We start from the raw sequence: 15,698 nt of genomic DNA on the forward strand, positions 1-15,698 counted from the left end.
TTGACCTCAACTTAGGTTCAGCTTGAACACTGGTCAGCGTGGATCAGACACCCAGCCTCTCCCGTTTCGACGACTTCTACAAGGACGAGAAGCAGCCTCCTCCGTGGGTCATCGGTGAGCCGCAACCCGCCATCGTCGAGCTCGAAGCCGCCGGTGCGATCAGAGGGCGCGTGCTCGATGTCGGATGCGGGGCGGGTGAGCACACGATCCTTCTGGCGAACGCGGGATACGACGTCGTCGGCATCGACGGCGCGCCCTCCGCCGTGGCGCAGGCCAGGCGCAATGCCGCGGCCCGCGGCGTGCACGCCCGCTTCGAGGTGGGTGACGCGTTGACGCTCGGGAACGACCCGACCTACGACACCGTCATCGACAGCGCCCTGTTCCACATCTTCGACGACGCCGACCGCGCAACGTACGTCGCCAGCCTGCGCGCCGCCTGCCACGCGGGGTCGGTCGTCCATGTTCTGGCGCTCTCCGACGAGGGCCGCGGCCTCGGGCCTGAAGTCAGCGAGACCATGATCCGGGACGCGTTCGGCGAAGGTTGGGAGATGGAGTCGCTGACGCGGACCATCTACCGGGGCATCGTCACGGCGGCTCAGGCCGACACGATGGAGATGGCCCCGGGAACCGTCGTCGACGAGCCGGCCTGGCTGGCGCGTGTGCGCCGACTCCGCGAAGAATCTCCGGTCCGGCCGATCAGCCGTCGTATCCCGGATGGTCGATAGACAGTCGGTGCCGCACCAACAGAAGCAGACACGCCATCACGTCGTCGGGGCGGTCGTCGAGCCGACCGTCGCGGATCGCGAGCGCCAGAGACTGCTCGTCGGCGAAGCCGAGGCCGGCGATCGATGCGCGGACCGGCCCGTCCGTCTCGTCGAGCAACTCTCGTTCGACGGTGCGCAACACATTGGCGGCGACCCGGGCGTGAAATCCCGTCTGTCCTCCGACGGCGCGGACGTCGGTGTCGAGGTAGTCGGCGACCGCCGCGACGAGTTCGGCCGCGGTGGGCCGCTGCGCGTAAGCGCTCACTAGCGAGGCCCCTTTCCCGACAACAGATCCAGCAGGTCCCATTCCGTCTCGCTGACGCGCCTGCCGATGGCGGCGAGCTCCACGGACGGCGCCTCTCCCGACAGGTGTCGTTCGGCCTGATGGCGGCAGATCACACCCCACCGCAGAGTTGCCACGGTCAACCACCAGCGAAAGGCGCTGCGGTCCAGTTCGGTACCCGAGGCATCCTCGTACGCCTGCAGGAATGTCTCCACGCTGCCAAGGCCTCCGGCCCCCTGTGATTCGGGTGCGCCGAACCGCCAGGCGCGGATGCAGAACCACGCCAGATCCTCGTAGATCTCTCCGATATGGGTGAGTTCCCAGTCCAGCACCGCCGCCAATCCCGACTCGTCGACGATGAGGTTGCCCATGCGGAAGTCACCGTGCACCAGGCGCATTGGCGACGGGTCAGGCCGCTCATCGGCCAAACGCCGGAACGTCCACTCGAAAGTGGCTGTCGTGTCGCCGATCTCGTCGAGACGTCGGCGCCATCCGGCGAGTTCGTCCGGAGCCGTCAATCCGATGCCTTCGGGATCGGCGCGGTGAATCGCCGCCAGCGCAGCAGCACACTGGCCGAGCAATCGGGAACGTCCGGCGTCGTCGAGACCGCGAAAGATCCGCCGGACGATCGTCTCACCGCCGATGGCGTCGCAGATCAGGTACGGATTGCCGACGGCGGCAGGCGAATTGTCGGCGGTCACAATATGCGGGACCGGTGCGCCCGCAGCCGCGGCGCGCTGCTGCACCTTCGCCTCCAGCTCCATGCTGGCGTGAATGTCGTCGCGCGCACCCGTGCGCAGGATGAGCGGACGACGCTGCTCGCCGTCTTGTGCGATGAACGCCCACGTCGTCCTGCTCGCACCGCCGGTCAGACGCTGAAGGTCGACGATGACGACGTCGCCCAGCACCGGCTGCAGCACCTTCTGCAGCGCCTGCGTGAGCTCAGCGCTCACTTGCGGCTCCCGAATCCGAACAGTCTCTGCGCCACCCTTCTCATCTGGATCTCCTCGGCGCCTTCGGTGATCCGATACCGACGGTGGTGCCGGTAGATGTGCTCGAAGGGTTCGTGCCGGCTGTAGCCGACACCGCCGAACACCTGCATGGCGCGGTCGGCGGCCTCACAGACCAACCGATTGGCGCGGTAGTTGGCCATCGAAACCTTGTCGGACACCTCCATGTGGTGGCTGTTGTCCAACTCGGATGCGGCGAAGCGCACCAGGAGTCGTACCATCTGCGCCTCGGTCTGCAATTCGACCAGTGGCCACTGCACGGCCTGATTCACCGCCAGGGGCTTGCCGAACACCTTGCGGTCGTTGGCGTAGGCGACCGCGCGGTCGATGCAGTACTGGCCCGCGCCGAGGCTCGATGCAGCCTGCCGAATCCGGTTCTCGTGAAGAAAGGTCTGGCCGACTTCCAGACCGCGGTCCACCTCGCCGAGTATCGACGCCGACGGCACCCGGACGTTGTCCAGGACGACCTCGCCGTGATCGGTGGGCATGTTGAACGTCCACCAGTAATAGGGCACCGAGAACCCCGGTGCGTCCGTGGGCACCAGGAACGCGGTGATCCCGCGGGCCTGACCCGGGTCGCCCGATGTGCGCGCGAACACCAGGTCGTGGGTAGCGCGATGCACACCGGTGTTGAACCTCTTGGCGCCGTTGATGACCCAGTCATCGCCGTCGGGCACGGCGGTGGTCTCCAGCCAGGTGGCATCGGACCCGTGGTTCGGTTCGGTCAGGCCGAAGGCCATGGACCGTTCGCCGGTGATCAGCGCGTCGGTCCATTCCTGCTTCTGCTCCTCGGTGCCAAACCGGTCCATCATGATCACCTGCGGAAAGTTCCCGACGATCGAGGATTCGTCCTGCAGGTCGTTGTGCAGACCGAGCCCCCTGTGCGCCAGATGCTCACGGATGACGGCCATGTCGATGTTGCTGCCGCCCCGGCCGCCGAACTGCGCCGGCAGACCGTAGCGCAACCAGCCTGCCGCGTCGGCACGCCTGCGCATCTCGCCGAGCAGGTCCTCCCACTCCCGCCGTGGAATGCCACCGTTGTCCCAGTCGGTGCGTGCATGTTCACGGCGCTGGTCGAAGTACTGGATGTTCTCCCGTTCCAGCGGCTTGATCTCGGCCTCGATGAACGCATCTATCTCGGCGAGCAGGCCGGGCAGGTGATCGGGAAGTGTGAAGTCCACTAGTTCTCCTTTGAACGTCGTTGGTCAGTGGCCGTACAGCGTCTTCTTCCAGATGCCCGACAGAGTGGCGATCGCGTCCTCGTCGTCCATCTCGAATCCGAGGCCGGATTCGCCGACGAACACGGTGGTGAAGTTCTCGAACAGCAATGCGATTGCCGCGGCGGTGTGTTCGGGGTTGAGGTCCAGGCCATATCCCTGGTCCTGGGCGCGACGCACCGACGCGGCCACGATGTCCATGCCGAAGCGCCGGAACTCGTTCTGCACCATCGCAAATCGTGACTGGGTGGCCGCGAGCTGGGCGACTGCGATCATGATGCCGATGTTCTGTTTGAACATCGTCCAGTAGCCGGTGACGACGGTGGTGAAGAACGCGTCGTCATCGGGGGAATCCGGGAGTGCGAGGCTCAGCCCCGACGGGGTGACGACCTCTCGCAGAAAGGACTGCGCCAGCGCCGCCAGCAGGTCCTCCTTGTCGGTGAAGTAGCGGTAGAACACCGCCGGTGACTTGCCCGCCGCCGACGTGATGTCTCCGAGGGTCGTCCCGTGAAATCCCCGCTCGGCGAAAAGTTTCCGGGCTGCCTGCTCGATGGCTCCGCGAGTCTGAAGTCCCTTCGCGCTCAATGTCACCGACGGTCCCGGCGCCATACTCGGCTAGCCCAGGATCCGGTCGCCGGCACGCAGCAGCGAACTGGGCAGGCCGTGACCCACCGCCTCCTGCGCGACACGAGCTGCGGCCAGGGCGGCATCCAGGTCGACGTCGACGTGAACATCGCTGTCGCGCAGCAGATAAACGAGATCCTCCATGGCGATGTTGCCGCTCGCGCCCGGGGCGAAGGGGCAGCCGCCGAGTCCGCCGACGGAGGCGTCGAGCCGTGACACACCGGCGACCACCGCTGCCCAGGCGCTGGCCAGTCCGGCGCCGCGGGTGTTGTGGAAGTGCGCTCCCAGCGGGATGCCGCCGATCAGAGGCCGGACTCTTGCGATCAGATCGCTGACCCGCCGCGGCGTCGCGGTGCCGATGGTGTCGGCGATGGCGACGCGATCGGCTGAGGCGTCAACGGCCGCTGCAGCGATGTCGAGCACCCGCTGCGGATCCGTCGGTCCGTCGAAAGGGCAGTCCCAGGCGGTGGCGATGATGACTTCGACTGTGACGCCGCTGTCGTGCGCGATCGCTGTGATCTCGGGAATCTGAGCGGCCGCCTCCGCCGAGGGGCGCCCGACATTCGCTCGGCTGTGACCATCGGCCGCCGACACCACGAACTCGATGGAGCGCAAGCCGGCCGCGATGGCTCGTTTGGCACCGTTGGGACTGGCCACGAGCGCCGAGAATTCGACGCCGGGGAAGTTGTGCAGTTCGGCTGCCAACTGGGCCGCATCGGCAAGCGCAGGCACCTTCGACGGCGACACGAACGCCGTCGCCTCCATCTCGCGCACGCCGGTGGCGGCTATCGCGGCGAGGAGTTCGAGCTTGGCCGACAACGGAATCGGCTCCTCGATCTGCAGCCCGTCCCGCATCGAGACGTCCCGGATGTCCACATGGTGCGGTGGGTGGCTCATACCACGCCCTGGCTTCTCAGCGCCTCGAGTTCGGCGCCGCTCTTGCCGAGCAGTGCGCCATAGACATCGTCGTTGTGCTGGCCCGGCCGTGCAGACCCGGCGTGACGGATGGTGCCGGGTGTCTCGGACAGGACGGGGATCACGCCGGGGCCCTTGACGTTTCGTCCGACCCTTTCGTCCCAATGGTCGGCGATCATCCCACGCGCGTTCAGCTGAGGGTCCTCGACGACCTCGGCGACGGTGTTGATCGGACCGCTGATGACCCCCGCCTCGGACAGTGTCGCGATGATGTCGGCGGGCTGTCGTTCAGCAGCCCATGCGCCGATGATCTTGTCCAGTTCGTCCTGATTGCGGCCCCTCGCACCGTGGTCGGCGAACCGCCCGTCGGTCGCGAGCTCGGGTTGGCCCATCGCGGCGCAGAGCCTCCGGAACACGGTGTCCTGGTTGGCTGCGATGACGACCCAGCTGCCGTCAGCCGTCGGATAGATGTTGGACGGCGCGATGCCCTCCAGGCGGGTGCCCGACGGTCCTCGCACAATGCCACCCACGTCATAGTCCGGGATCGTGGATTCCTGTACAGCCAGGCAGGATTCGGTCAGTGCGGCGTCGACGATCTGGCCGTCCCCGGTGACGGAGCGACGGTAAAGAGCGGCCAGCGCACCTTGGGCTGCGAACATCCCCGCAAGGCTGTCGCCGAGGGACAGCGCCAGCCGAGGGGGAGGACCTCCGGGAAAACCGTTCATGTGCCGTAGGCCGCTCGCTGCCTCGGCCACCGACGCGTAGCCCGCCTTGTGGGCGTCCGGACCCGTCTGGCCGTATCCGGAGACCCGCACCATGATGATGCCGCGATTGCGTTCCCGCAGAACGTCGTAGCCGAGGCCCCACTTCTCCAGCGTGCCGGGACGAAAGTTCTCGACGATGACGTCGCTGCGCTCGACCAGATCGAGGAACAGATCCCGCCCTCGCGGCACCCGTAGGTTCAGCGTGACGGCCTTCTTGTTGCGCGCGTGGACCGTCCAGAAGAAGTGGTGGCCGTCGAGTTCCGCCTGCCCCCATGTCCGCAGAGGATCAGGCGCACCCGGGGGTTCGATCTTGATGACTTCGGCGCCCATGTCGCCCAGGAGGCGGCCGGCGAAGGGGCCCGAGATCAGCGTGCCGACCTCGATCACCCGGATGCCGTCGAGCGGGCCCGTCGTCATCGCGCGCCCGCGAAACCGTGGCGTGTGAGCCAATCGGTGACGACGCCGACCGCCTCGCGAAGCTTGTCGCGCTGATCGGCGCCCGCGTAGTAGTGATTGGCTCCCGGGATCTCGTGCATCTCTTTATCTTCATACCCGATCGCATCGAAGATGCGGCGGGTGTGGCTGGGAGTGCATGCGTCGTCGGCGAGATTGCCGATGACCAGCGCCGGCACGGCGATATCGGGACCGGCCTTGACCGCGTCGCCGTTGGCGTCGTCGTAGCTCCACTGCGACAGCCAGCTGCGTAGCGTGCAGAACCGCGCCAGACCGACGGGGCTCATGTTCACCACTTGAGGATCGCCCAGATAGCACGTGCCAGGGGTGCGTTCGTTCGGATCGACCGTCGGATCCAGCCAGCGCGGGTCTGCCATCGTGCCGTGTACGACGAAAGCGAACTCATCGTCGGGGCGGCCCTGGGCCCTCAAGTCGGCGAGTTTGTCCTTGACCCACTTGGTGATCCGGCGATTCCGATCGATCTGAGCCTGGTGGTAGCGCTCGAGGAACTCGGCGCTGTACGGCGGCTGGTTGGGGTTGTCGGGGTTGTACAGATCCAGCTCGGGATCGCGCTTGGTGGGGTCGGACTCGTCGAGGATCGACGCGTCCATCCACTCGGTCATCGTCCCGTGCCTGCTGATGTGGGCCGCCAGCAGCATGATGCCGTCAGCCGGTATCAGGCCCAGCTTGGTCAGGTCGGGGCCGTCGCCCGAGGGGCTCGCGGTGACCGTCGGATTCTGCGCCTGCTGTTGATAGAAGACCGACAGCGAACCTCCACCGCTCCATCCTGCGAGGACCACCTTGGAGTAGCCGAGTCGGTTCTTGGCGTCCTTGATGCACTCGCCGAGGTCTTCGACCACCTTCTCCATCAACAGCGCTGAGTCGGTGCCGCGGAACCGGCTGTTGCAGTAGATGACATGGTGTCCGGCTCGGGCCAACGCGTTCATCATCGGCAGGTAGGCGCCGCCGCCGATGGGATGCATGAACACCAGCGCGGTGTCGGACTCGACCGTCTTTGGTTTCAGGAGGTGACTCTCCAGGACGACAAGTTCGGCGACGCCGCCGTAGACGTCGCGGACACCGGAATTGTTCTGATAGGCAACCAGATAGGGGATCCGGTCGTACTCGTGTTTCACCGGGGCGTCAGTGGTTGTCATCTCTAGTGCTGCCCCAGGTCGTTCGCCAGGATCTCCGCCGACGGCACCAACCGGCGACGGGTGTCGACGGCGATCACCGACCAGTCGACGCGGTCGTAGTCGTCGAACTTGCGTCGCGCGCGCTCACGCGCCTTTTCGGGGGCGCCGTGGTGCACGCCCTGCGGCGCATGGGACACCAACCCGGGAGGCATCGGAATCCCGTACAGCGACCCGTCGTGGAAGAACGCGATCTCGTCGAAGTCCACGTTGCGGTGATACCAGGGCGTGCGTTCGGTGCCGGGGACCATCTCAGCGGGCTTGGGCAGGAAGTTCATCACGTAGACGCCGGTCGCCTGCATGAACAGGTGCACGGTGGGCGGCAGGTGAACGCTTTCGGAGGTGACGACGGTGTAGTCGTCGATGTTGAACGTGAAGGGGAAGTTGTCCCCGCGCCAGCCTTCGACATCCAGCGGATTGTGTTGGTAGAACAGGCTTGTCGGACCACCTTCGTGGATGAGCCGGACCTCGTATTCGTCTCTGCCATCGTCGTCGATCGGTTGCGGCTCCGGGATGATCACCTGCGCCGGGTCGAACGGAAAGTGCCGGCCGAGGGTGCCCGCGGGCGGGACGCGGAACTCGTCGGTGGCCTGGATCATCAGCAGCGTGGTCTCTTCGGCGGGCACCTGCCGCCAGGTGCACGCCTTCGGGATGTAGACCCAATCGCCCTGCCGGTAGTCGAGCGGACCGAACTCCGTCTCCAGGGACCCTGATCCGCGGTGTACGAAGGAGAGCAGGTCCCCGTCGACATAGCGGACGAAGAACGGCATCGGCTCGGACCGCCTGGAGAGCAGAACGAGGCAGTCGGCGTTCGAGAACATCAACAGGGGACCACCGCGAGCGTCAGTCGCATCGCTGGGCTTCAGTTCCGAACTGAGGACATCGGTGGGGCGCAGGGGTCCGACGGTTCGGTAGGCCGTCGGGTCATTGCGGCGATACATGTTCGCGGTGCGTCCTACGAAGCCCCCGCGGCCGAGCTCGTCATCTTTCAGCCCGTCGAGATCTGCGTGTATACGCTTGGGAGTCTTGCCTTTTCGAAGGTGGACAAACGATTCCATGGCTGCCTCCTCGTACAAAAGTAAAACTGACGTTACTTTTAGATTTGACCGCGGTCAACATCTTCGGGGCGGGCCGGTGATTTTTGTCGGTGGTTCGAACTAGTGTTCGATGTGTGGAGGTGGTGCCGGAGGCGTTGGCGGGGATGGGCGAGCAGATCGCCATCCTGTCGAAGGCCTGTGACGAGTTGTCCCATCGTGAGTTGATTCGACTGTTGGCTGAGCTGGCGACGGTGATGCGGTCGGTGCCTGCGGTCGAGCATCGCGCGTTGGCGCGGCTGTTGGCCGAGACCGAGCCGTGCCGGCTTGGGGAAGCGTCGTGGAAGAAAGTGCTCACCACGGCGTTGCGGGTGTCGGGGCGGGAGGCGGCGCGGCGGCTGGTGCGGGCCAAGACATTGGGTCCGCGGTATTCGATCGGTGGGGAGCCGTTGGCGCCGTGGTGGGAGGCCACCGCCGCCGCCCAGGCTCAGGGTCTGCTCGATGACGAGCACGTCGCGGTGATCGCGAAGTTTCATCGGGCGCTGCCCACGTGGGTGGATGCGGGCACGCGGGCGCAGGCGGATGCGGAGTTGGCGGGCCAGGGTGCGGGGTTGGATCCGCAGAATTTGGCTGCGGTGGCGCGGTATCTGTTGGCCAAGATCGATCAGGATGGGCCGGCGCCGTCAGAGCGGGAGCGGGGCCGCAAGCGTGGGTTGACATTCGGGCGCCAACAAGCCGACGGGTCGAGTTTTCTCAGCGGCTGGGTGACAGCGAAGTGTCGGGCGGCGGTGGAGGCGGTGTGGGCCAAAGAAGCCGCACCCGGACACAACATTCCCGACTACGAACTCGACGACCCAGTGGACGCCGACGCTGCCGAGCCTGTCGAGGCCGACGAGACGTCCGAGCCCGCCGCCGAGCATGATCCGCAGCCCGAACCGTGCGGCTCGGATCCGCGCACCCAACCACAGCGCAACCACGACGCCCTCGAAGCCCTCGCCTTCCGCGCCCTGGCATCCGGCGAACTGGGCACCCACAACGGCCTACCCGTCACCGTGATCGTCTCGACCACGCTGCAGGAGTTGGAGAACGGCGCCGGGATCGCCGTCACCGGCGGCGGCACCCTGCTGCCGATGCGTGACCTGATCCGCATGGCCGCCAACGCTTTCCACTACCTCTACGTCTACGACAAACACACCGAACAATCCCTCTACCTCGGACGCGCCAAACGCCTCGCCACCGCCGCGCAACGCATCGTGCTCCACGCCAAAGAACGCGGCTGCACAAGGCCGGGCTGCTCTGCGCCCGGCTACCAGGCCCAAGTCCATCACGCCGTCGCGGACTGGAAAGACGACGGCAAAACCAACATCGACGAGCTCACCTTCGCCTGCGGCCCCGACCACCGCATGCTCGACAAGACCGGCTGGCGAACCCGCAAAAACGCCAAAGGCCAAACCGAATGGCTACCACCACCAGACCTCGACACCGGCCAACACCGCACCAACGGCTACCACCACCCCGAACGCTACCTCCTCCCCGAAGACGACGAGGGCCCGTGAGAAGCATTGCCGCTCAGTCGATCAGGTCGACTCGGACCGTCAGCAGATTCGTGCCGAAAGTACGTACGCCGACATTGTTGTACTGGGGGAGCTCGCGCATCCGTGCACGAGCGTCGTCGTCGGGCAGCAGCACCGCGGTGCCTCGGTGCCAACGGCCTTTCAGCCGTAGCCGGACATGCGGGTCGGCCATGATGTTGCGGATGTACTGCGACCTGTCGCCGAATTCGGAGACGAACCAGAACTCGTCACCAGTGCGGCGCCCGCCCAGTGGTGTGGTGCGGGGCAGTCCGGACTTCCGCCCAGTCGTCTCCAGCAGGGTCTGAAACGGCAGCCGACGCATGACCCGGTTGGCGACGTTCTTCTGAAAGAACTTCGTGATGCGATCGCGAGCGGAGTCAACCACGGACCTATCCTTCCTCGGCTTTCCCGTCACACCATCGCGGTACGCGGGATCGTGAGCCCCAGCGTCAACGCGCCGGCAAGTTCTCGGCTGGTGTCGTAATCGAAGATCACGTGTCCCACAATGACATCCACGTCACGCTTCAGCCGCTGTAGAGGATTGTCCAGAAAGTGGGCGCTGGCGCCGGATGCGCCCAGTAGCTCGCCGATCACAGCCCGGGATTCATGCACGATGTGGGCCGCGGCGACCCTCGCGCGGCCGCGAACGTGTCGTTCTACCGGATCGCCGGCGGCGACGATGGCATCGATCTCGCCCACGGTGTCGGCGAGCAGGCTCCTCAGTGCCCGCAGTCGCACCTGCGCCCCACCGAGATGAACGGCGGCCGCCGGTTTGTCCTTCTGCATGACGCCTTCGTAGGCCAGGAACCGTTGCGCGAGACGGTCTGTGTAGATCTCGACGGCCCGCTCTGCGCTGCCGAGCGCCGGCATTGCCGCCAGAAGCGCCAGGGCGGGCACCATCGGCCACCGATACGTGTCCGACTGGTGAAGCGACGCACCGGGCGCGGTGCCGGTATAGAAGTCGGCGACTCTTACCAGTCGATGCTCTGGGACGAACGCGTCGTCGATGACGACGTCGTTGGATCCCGTCCCGCGCATCCCGTCGGTATGCCAGACGTCCTGTATCTGCGCATCCTGAATCGGCAGCAGGGCAAGGGCGGGGAAGATCGAACTTGGGTCGCCGGTCGTGCGTTCGCACAAGGCGCCGACCATGATCCAGTTGCCGTCCATCACGCCGGTGGCCCACGACCATCGCCCACTCAGTCGGATACCGCCGTCACAGGAGACGCCGCGCCCGGTCGGCGCCAACGGGGCGGGTGCGAGGAACGGGCGGGTGGCGAATGCCTCGTTCTGGGCCTCTTCGCTGAACAACGCGAGCATCCAGTTGTGCAGCGTGTAGAAGCCGAGCGTCCACGCGCTCGACGCGCAGCCGTGCGCCATCCGCCGAACCGGATCGAGGATCGCGGGAAAAGGCGCCTCGCGGCCGCCGTACCGCGCGGGAACGAGCAAGTCGAACAGTCCCGATGCGGTGGCCTCGGCAAGTGTGGCCGCGGGAAGGCGGCGCAGGCGTTCGGTTTCTGCCGCCCGGTCAGCCAGACCGGCGACGAATTCTGTGGTGACGGGCGAAGGGTCCGTCGAGACCGCAACCATGCTGAGAAGCTACCATACCTTTTAGTATGGAAAGCGCGCGTCAGCGTGCGAGCATCAGGTCCAGGAAGCGGTCCTGCATGTCGGCGTAGGTGCCCGGTGGTGAATCGGAGAGATGAAGAAAGCCGATACCCGCCGCGAACGTGGCATTCGCCCGCACGTCGGCGTCCTCTCCATCGAAGCCGGCGTCCTGAAAGGTCTGGCGCACAGCTCTGAGAACCAGGTGGTCAGCGGCCCGAACGCTGTCGGCGACGACGGGGTCGATGCGCGCCCACTCCCGCATCGCACGTTCGAGCGTCCAATGCCGTTCGCCGAGCAGCGACGCCATCATCCGGGCCAGTCGTTCGCGGGGCGGTAAATGCCCGAGCTCGCCGAAGTGACTGCGGTCGGTGTCTCGCAGCTCGCCCCACGCCTGCACGAGCGCGGCGCGGTAGCCGGCCATGTCTTTGAAGTGCCAGTAGAAACTGCCCTTGGTGACCCCGAGTCGTGTGCACAAGCGGTCGACCTTCAGCGCTTCGAGCCCCTCGTCGGCCACCAGGGCGTAACCGGCCTGGATCCAGTCGTCGACCGACAGTCGCCCCCCGCCTGCGCGGCCCTTCGCCATTCGCCGCAGCCTACTGAACAACACCGCCTTTCCAGTGCCATCCGAGACTGCGGTAGTTCTTACGAAGGTGTTCGATCTGCGAAGGGACTCCTACGGCGAAGACAGTGCTTTCGGCCACTTCGGAGTGATGTTCTTCGCGGTCGTAAAATTCGCCTACCCGCAGGGGGGCGCGCCGTCTGACGTGGCCGGGGTTTCTCACAGGCAGCCCACATGCTTTACTGCAACCGCTACAACTGAAGTTTTCTCGGGCCCCTCCGTAGCCGAAATCGGGTTTCGGAGCGGTGAGGCAGCGCGGTGAAGACATCGCTGTGAGGTCTGTGGCGTGGATGTCCGCCCGAGTCGACGCAGACAAGCCGCGCCAGGCGGTACCGGAAGATGGATGGATTTACGGTATGAGACTTCTTGACAGGATTCTTGGGCCCTGGGCACGCCGTATGGGCGTGGCCGCACTTGCTGCCCTGATGCTGCCCGGCGTGATCGGCCTCACCGGAGGTTCGGCGACCGCCGGAGCATTCTCCCGGCCGGGCCTTCCGGTCGAGTACCTCATGGTGCCGTCTCCGTCGATGGGACGCGACATCAAGGTGCAGTTCCAGAGCGGTGGCGCGAACTCGCCCGCCGTCTACCTCCTCGACGGACTGCGCGCGCAGGACGACTTCAACGGCTGGGACATCAACACCCAGGCGTTCGAGTGGTACCTCGACTCCGGCCTGTCGATCGTGATGCCCGTCGGCGGCCAGTCGAGCTTCTACTCGAACTGGTACAAGCCCGCCTGCGGTAAGAGCGGCTGCCTCACCTACAACTGGGAGACGTTCCTGACCCAGGAACTCCCGGCATGGCTGAACGCCAACCGTCAGGTCAAGCCCACGGGTATGGCGGCGGTCGGTCTGTCGATGGCCGGTGGCTCGTCGCTCGTGCTCGCCGCGCATCATCCGCAGCTGTTCCCCTACGCCGGATCGATGTCCGGCTTCCTGAACCCGTCCGAGGGCTGGTGGCCCTTCCTCATCAACATCTCGATGGGTGACGCGGGCGGCTACAAGGCCAACGACATGTGGGGCCCCGCGGAGACGGATCCGGCGTGGAAGTACAACGACCCGATGGTGCAGATCCCGAACCTGGTCGCCAACGGCAGCCGGATCTGGGTGTACTGCGGCAACGGCCAGCCCAACGAGCTCGGCGGCGGTGACCTGCCCGCGACCTTCCTCGAGGGCCTGACCATCAAGACGAACATCACCTTCCGCGACAACTACATCGCCGCGGGTGGCAGCAACGGTGTGTTCAACTTCCCGAACAACGGCACGCACAACTGGGCGTACTGGGGCCGGGAACTGCAGGCCATGAAGCCCGACCTGCAGTCGCACCTAATCGGCTGAGAACTGACGTGAGAAGCCCCCGACCTTCCCGGTCGGGGGCTTCTTCGTTGTCGGAAAGCGCGCGGCTACTGTGGCCGTCATGACGGAAATCAACGCGATGGTGGCCCACGAGGACGCCGAGGGCGGCATCGTTGTGCGCCACGAAGTGGTCGACGAGTCGTTCCTGCCCGAAGGGGATGTCGAGATCCACGTCGAGTTCTCCAGCGTCAACTACAAGGACGCCCTGGCCATCACCCCCAAGGGCGGAGTCGCCCGGTCCTATCCGCTGATCCCGGGGATCGATGTCGCCGGGACGGTGACGGCCAGCAACTCGGAGGACTTCGCCGTCGGCGACCGCGTCGTCGCTCACGGCCAGGACATCGGCACCGGCCGCCACGGCGGCTATGCGCAAACCGCCCGTTACCCCGCCGATTACCTCGTCAAGCTCAGTAGCTTGGGCACCGCCGACGCCGCGGCGATCGGCACCGCCGGTTTCACAGCGGCCATGAGTGTCAATGCCGTTCGCGCCCATGGGATTACTCCTTCCGACGGACCCGTGCTGGTCACGGGAGCCACCGGCGGCGTCGGCAGCATCAGCGTGGACCTGCTCGCCGGCCTGGGTTACGAGGTGGTCGCCTCGACCGGCAAGGCAGACGCCCATGACCTGCTGCGCGACCTCGGGGCGGCAGAAGTCATCGACCGTGTGCCCGGCCCCGACGAGAAGGTGCGTCCGCTCGGCAAGGCGCACTGGGGCGCCGTCGTCGACTGCGTCGGCGGCACCACGCTGGCCTATGCACTGAGCACGATGAAATATGCCGGCGTGGCCGCGATTTCGGGGCTCGCCGGATCTCCCGATCTTCCGGCGACGGTCATGCCGTTCATCCTGCGGGGTGTGACCCTCGCAGGAATCGACTCGGTGCTGCTGCCGATCGACAAGCGCCGCGAGGTGTGGGCGCAGCTCGAATCAGAGCTCCTGCCCGGGCATTTGGCGCGGGTCACCAGAGACGTGCCGGTGCGCGATGTTGCTGACGTGCTCAACTCCATCATCGGCGGCGGCGTCACCGGGCGCACCCGGGTCGTCGTCCACGACGGCTTCTAGAGCAGGCCTACTTCAACTCGGCGGACGACAGGCCCAGCAGGCGTCGTGCGACCACGAGCTGCTGGATCTGCTGGGTGCCCTCGAAGATGTCGAGGATCTTCGAGTCCCTGGCCCATTTCTCCAGCAGAGTCTGCTCGGAATACCCTGTGGTGCCGGCCATTTCGACCGCCTTGAGGGTGATGTCACTGCCGACGCGTGCCGCCTTGGCTTTGCCCATCGACGCTTCTTTGGAGTTCGGGATCCTGTTGTCGGCCTGCCATGCCGAACGGACGGTCAACAGGTAGCCCGCCTCCCAGTCGGCCTCCATCCTTAGGAACTCCGCTGCCGCTGCGCTCTGCGCGTGTGCCGGCTTGTCGTAGGAGATCTCGATTCCCGCGTCGGTGAGGATCTTTCGAAGCGCTTCGAGCGAAGCCCGTGCCACACCGACCGCCATCGCGGCCACGATCGGGCGGGTGGCGTCGAACGTTTCCATGACACCGGCGAAGCCCTTCTCCACCTCGATGTCCGGGCTGCCCAGGAGATTGTCCTTCGGGATGCGCGCGTTGTCGAAACGGATTGCCGCGGTATCGGACGCCTTGATGCCCAGCTTGTTCTCCAGGCGCTCGACCGTCACGCCAGGATGCTCGCGCGGCACGATGAACGACTTGATGGCCGCTCGGCCCTTGGATTTGTCCAGCGTCGCCCACACCACGATATGGGTGGCACGCGATCCGGCGGTGACATAGATCTTCTCGCCGTTGATCACGTACTCGTCGCCGTCGAGCACGGCGGTCGTCGACACCGCCGCCGAATCCGAGCCGAAGCTCGGCTCGGTGATCGCCATTGCGGCCCACACCTTGCCGAGCCGCTCGAGCTGTTCCTCGGTTGCGACGCCGGAGATCGCGGCGTTGCCCAGCCCCTGGTAGGGCACCGACAACAGCAGCGCGACGTCGCCCCAGCTCACCTCGAGAGCGTTCAGCAACGCGGACATATTGGCGCCGTTGACATTCTCTTTCGGCCCGTCACCGCCGCGGAACGCGTCGGTGCCCGCGAACGAGATCGTCTTGGCCTCCAAGATGCCCTCGAAAAGTGTTGCCAGCGTGTCCAACTCGACAGGATAGGCATGCTCTTTGAGGTCGTACTTACGCGAGATGGGACGCAGCATCTCGGCAGCTCCCTGGTGGCCCTTCTCGATGACCGCCTGCAGCTTCTTGGGCATTTCCAAATTGATCGCCATGATTCACAAGCC

16 protein-coding genes are annotated in these 15,698 nt (G+C 65.9%); 4 read left to right on the forward strand and 12 right to left on the reverse strand.

Annotation, left to right across the window (positions count from 1 at the left end; translation table 11 throughout):
- The first annotated feature begins 38 nt into the window (after positions 1 to 38).
- Complete coding sequence (locus ACAG24_RS13380; RefSeq protein WP_370472724.1) at positions 39 to 725, forward strand: class I SAM-dependent methyltransferase; 687 nt, start codon at positions 39 to 41, stop codon at positions 723 to 725.
- On the opposite strand, the gene ACAG24_RS13385 is transcribed toward ACAG24_RS13380, so the two are convergent.
- From ACAG24_RS13385 to ACAG24_RS13420, 8 genes are read right to left on the reverse strand one after another with little or no spacing between them, the layout of a single operon-like run.
- The gene (locus tag ACAG24_RS13385; RefSeq protein WP_370472725.1) at positions 697 to 1,029 is read right to left on the reverse strand and encodes a DUF6285 domain-containing protein; all 333 of its coding nucleotides are present in this window, start codon (positions 1,027 to 1,029) and stop codon (positions 697 to 699) included. The genes ACAG24_RS13380 and ACAG24_RS13385 overlap by 29 nt on opposite strands.
- Complete coding sequence (locus ACAG24_RS13390; protein WP_370472726.1) at positions 1,029 to 2,000, reverse strand: phosphotransferase family protein; 972 nt, start codon at positions 1,998 to 2,000, stop codon at positions 1,029 to 1,031. The genes ACAG24_RS13385 and ACAG24_RS13390 overlap by 1 nt, the downstream gene beginning before the upstream one ends.
- Positions 1,997 to 3,238, reverse strand: coding sequence for an acyl-CoA dehydrogenase family protein (locus ACAG24_RS13395; protein WP_370472727.1), 1,242 nt, complete (start codon positions 3,236 to 3,238; stop codon positions 1,997 to 1,999). Before ACAG24_RS13395 ends, ACAG24_RS13390 begins: the two co-directional genes overlap by 4 nt.
- Before the next feature lie 24 nt (positions 3,239 to 3,262).
- Positions 3,263 to 3,883: a TetR/AcrR family transcriptional regulator gene (locus tag ACAG24_RS13400; RefSeq protein WP_370472728.1), complete on the reverse strand. Its 621-nt coding sequence runs from the start codon at positions 3,881 to 3,883 to the stop codon at positions 3,263 to 3,265.
- Positions 3,884 to 3,889: 6 nt separating this feature from the next.
- On the reverse strand, positions 3,890 to 4,795 hold the full coding sequence (locus ACAG24_RS13405; protein WP_370472729.1) for a hydroxymethylglutaryl-CoA lyase: 906 nt from the start codon (positions 4,793 to 4,795) through the stop codon (positions 3,890 to 3,892).
- Positions 4,792 to 5,994 (reverse strand): CaiB/BaiF CoA transferase family protein, encoded by a 1,203-nt coding sequence (locus tag ACAG24_RS13410; protein WP_370472730.1) that lies wholly within the window; start codon positions 5,992 to 5,994, stop codon positions 4,792 to 4,794. The genes ACAG24_RS13405 and ACAG24_RS13410 overlap by 4 nt, the downstream gene beginning before the upstream one ends.
- Positions 5,991 to 7,187 carry an alpha/beta hydrolase family protein gene (locus ACAG24_RS13415; RefSeq protein ID WP_370472731.1) on the reverse strand — a complete coding sequence of 399 codons (1,197 nt, stop codon included), beginning with the start codon at positions 7,185 to 7,187 and terminating at the stop codon, positions 5,991 to 5,993. Before ACAG24_RS13415 ends, ACAG24_RS13410 begins: the two co-directional genes overlap by 4 nt.
- Positions 7,188 to 7,189: 2 nt before the next feature.
- Positions 7,190 to 8,281, reverse strand: coding sequence for a homogentisate 1,2-dioxygenase (locus ACAG24_RS13420; protein ID WP_370472732.1), 1,092 nt, complete (start codon positions 8,279 to 8,281; stop codon positions 7,190 to 7,192).
- A 113-nt stretch (positions 8,282 to 8,394) separates the two neighbouring features.
- Between ACAG24_RS13420 and ACAG24_RS13425 the strand changes: the two genes are divergently transcribed.
- A complete protein-coding gene (locus tag ACAG24_RS13425; RefSeq protein ID WP_370472733.1) occupies positions 8,395 to 9,813 on the forward strand; it encodes an HNH endonuclease signature motif containing protein in 1,419 nt (472 codons plus the stop codon).
- Positions 9,814 to 9,826: 13 nt separating this feature from the next.
- On the opposite strand, the gene ACAG24_RS13430 is transcribed toward ACAG24_RS13425, so the two are convergent.
- The 3 genes from ACAG24_RS13430 to ACAG24_RS13440 are packed head-to-tail and all read right to left on the reverse strand — an operon-like array spanning position 9,827 to position 12,022.
- A complete protein-coding gene (locus ACAG24_RS13430) occupies positions 9,827 to 10,216 on the reverse strand; it encodes a nitroreductase/quinone reductase family protein (RefSeq protein WP_370472734.1) in 390 nt (129 codons plus the stop codon).
- A gap of 26 nt (positions 10,217 to 10,242) precedes the next feature.
- Positions 10,243 to 11,421 carry an acyl-CoA dehydrogenase family protein gene (locus ACAG24_RS13435; RefSeq protein WP_370472735.1) on the reverse strand — a complete coding sequence of 393 codons (1,179 nt, stop codon included), beginning with the start codon at positions 11,419 to 11,421 and terminating at the stop codon, positions 10,243 to 10,245.
- Positions 11,422 to 11,461: 40 nt separating this feature from the next.
- A complete protein-coding gene (locus tag ACAG24_RS13440; RefSeq protein WP_370472736.1) occupies positions 11,462 to 12,022 on the reverse strand; it encodes a TetR/AcrR family transcriptional regulator in 561 nt (186 codons plus the stop codon).
- A 392-nt stretch (positions 12,023 to 12,414) separates the two neighbouring features.
- Between ACAG24_RS13440 and ACAG24_RS13445 the strand changes: the two genes are divergently transcribed.
- Together ACAG24_RS13445 and ACAG24_RS13450 are read left to right on the forward strand one after the other, a co-directional pair.
- Positions 12,415 to 13,392, forward strand: a complete 978-nt coding sequence (locus ACAG24_RS13445) for an esterase family protein (protein WP_370472737.1) — start codon at positions 12,415 to 12,417, stop codon at positions 13,390 to 13,392.
- A gap of 79 nt (positions 13,393 to 13,471) precedes the next feature.
- On the forward strand, positions 13,472 to 14,470 hold the full coding sequence (locus ACAG24_RS13450; RefSeq protein WP_370472738.1) for an MDR family oxidoreductase: 999 nt from the start codon (positions 13,472 to 13,474) through the stop codon (positions 14,468 to 14,470).
- 7 nt (positions 14,471 to 14,477) lie between these two features.
- Here the strand turns inward: ACAG24_RS13450 and ACAG24_RS13455 are convergent, their stop codons facing one another.
- Positions 14,478 to 15,686, reverse strand: a complete 1,209-nt coding sequence (locus ACAG24_RS13455; RefSeq protein ID WP_370472739.1) for an acyl-CoA dehydrogenase family protein — start codon at positions 15,684 to 15,686, stop codon at positions 14,478 to 14,480.
- Positions 15,687 to 15,698 lie beyond the last annotated feature (12 nt).

Origin of the sequence: Mycobacterium bulgaricum (genome assembly GCF_041287165.2) — a bacterium.
Lineage (GTDB): Bacteria > Actinomycetota > Actinomycetes > Mycobacteriales > Mycobacteriaceae > Mycobacterium > Mycobacterium bulgaricum.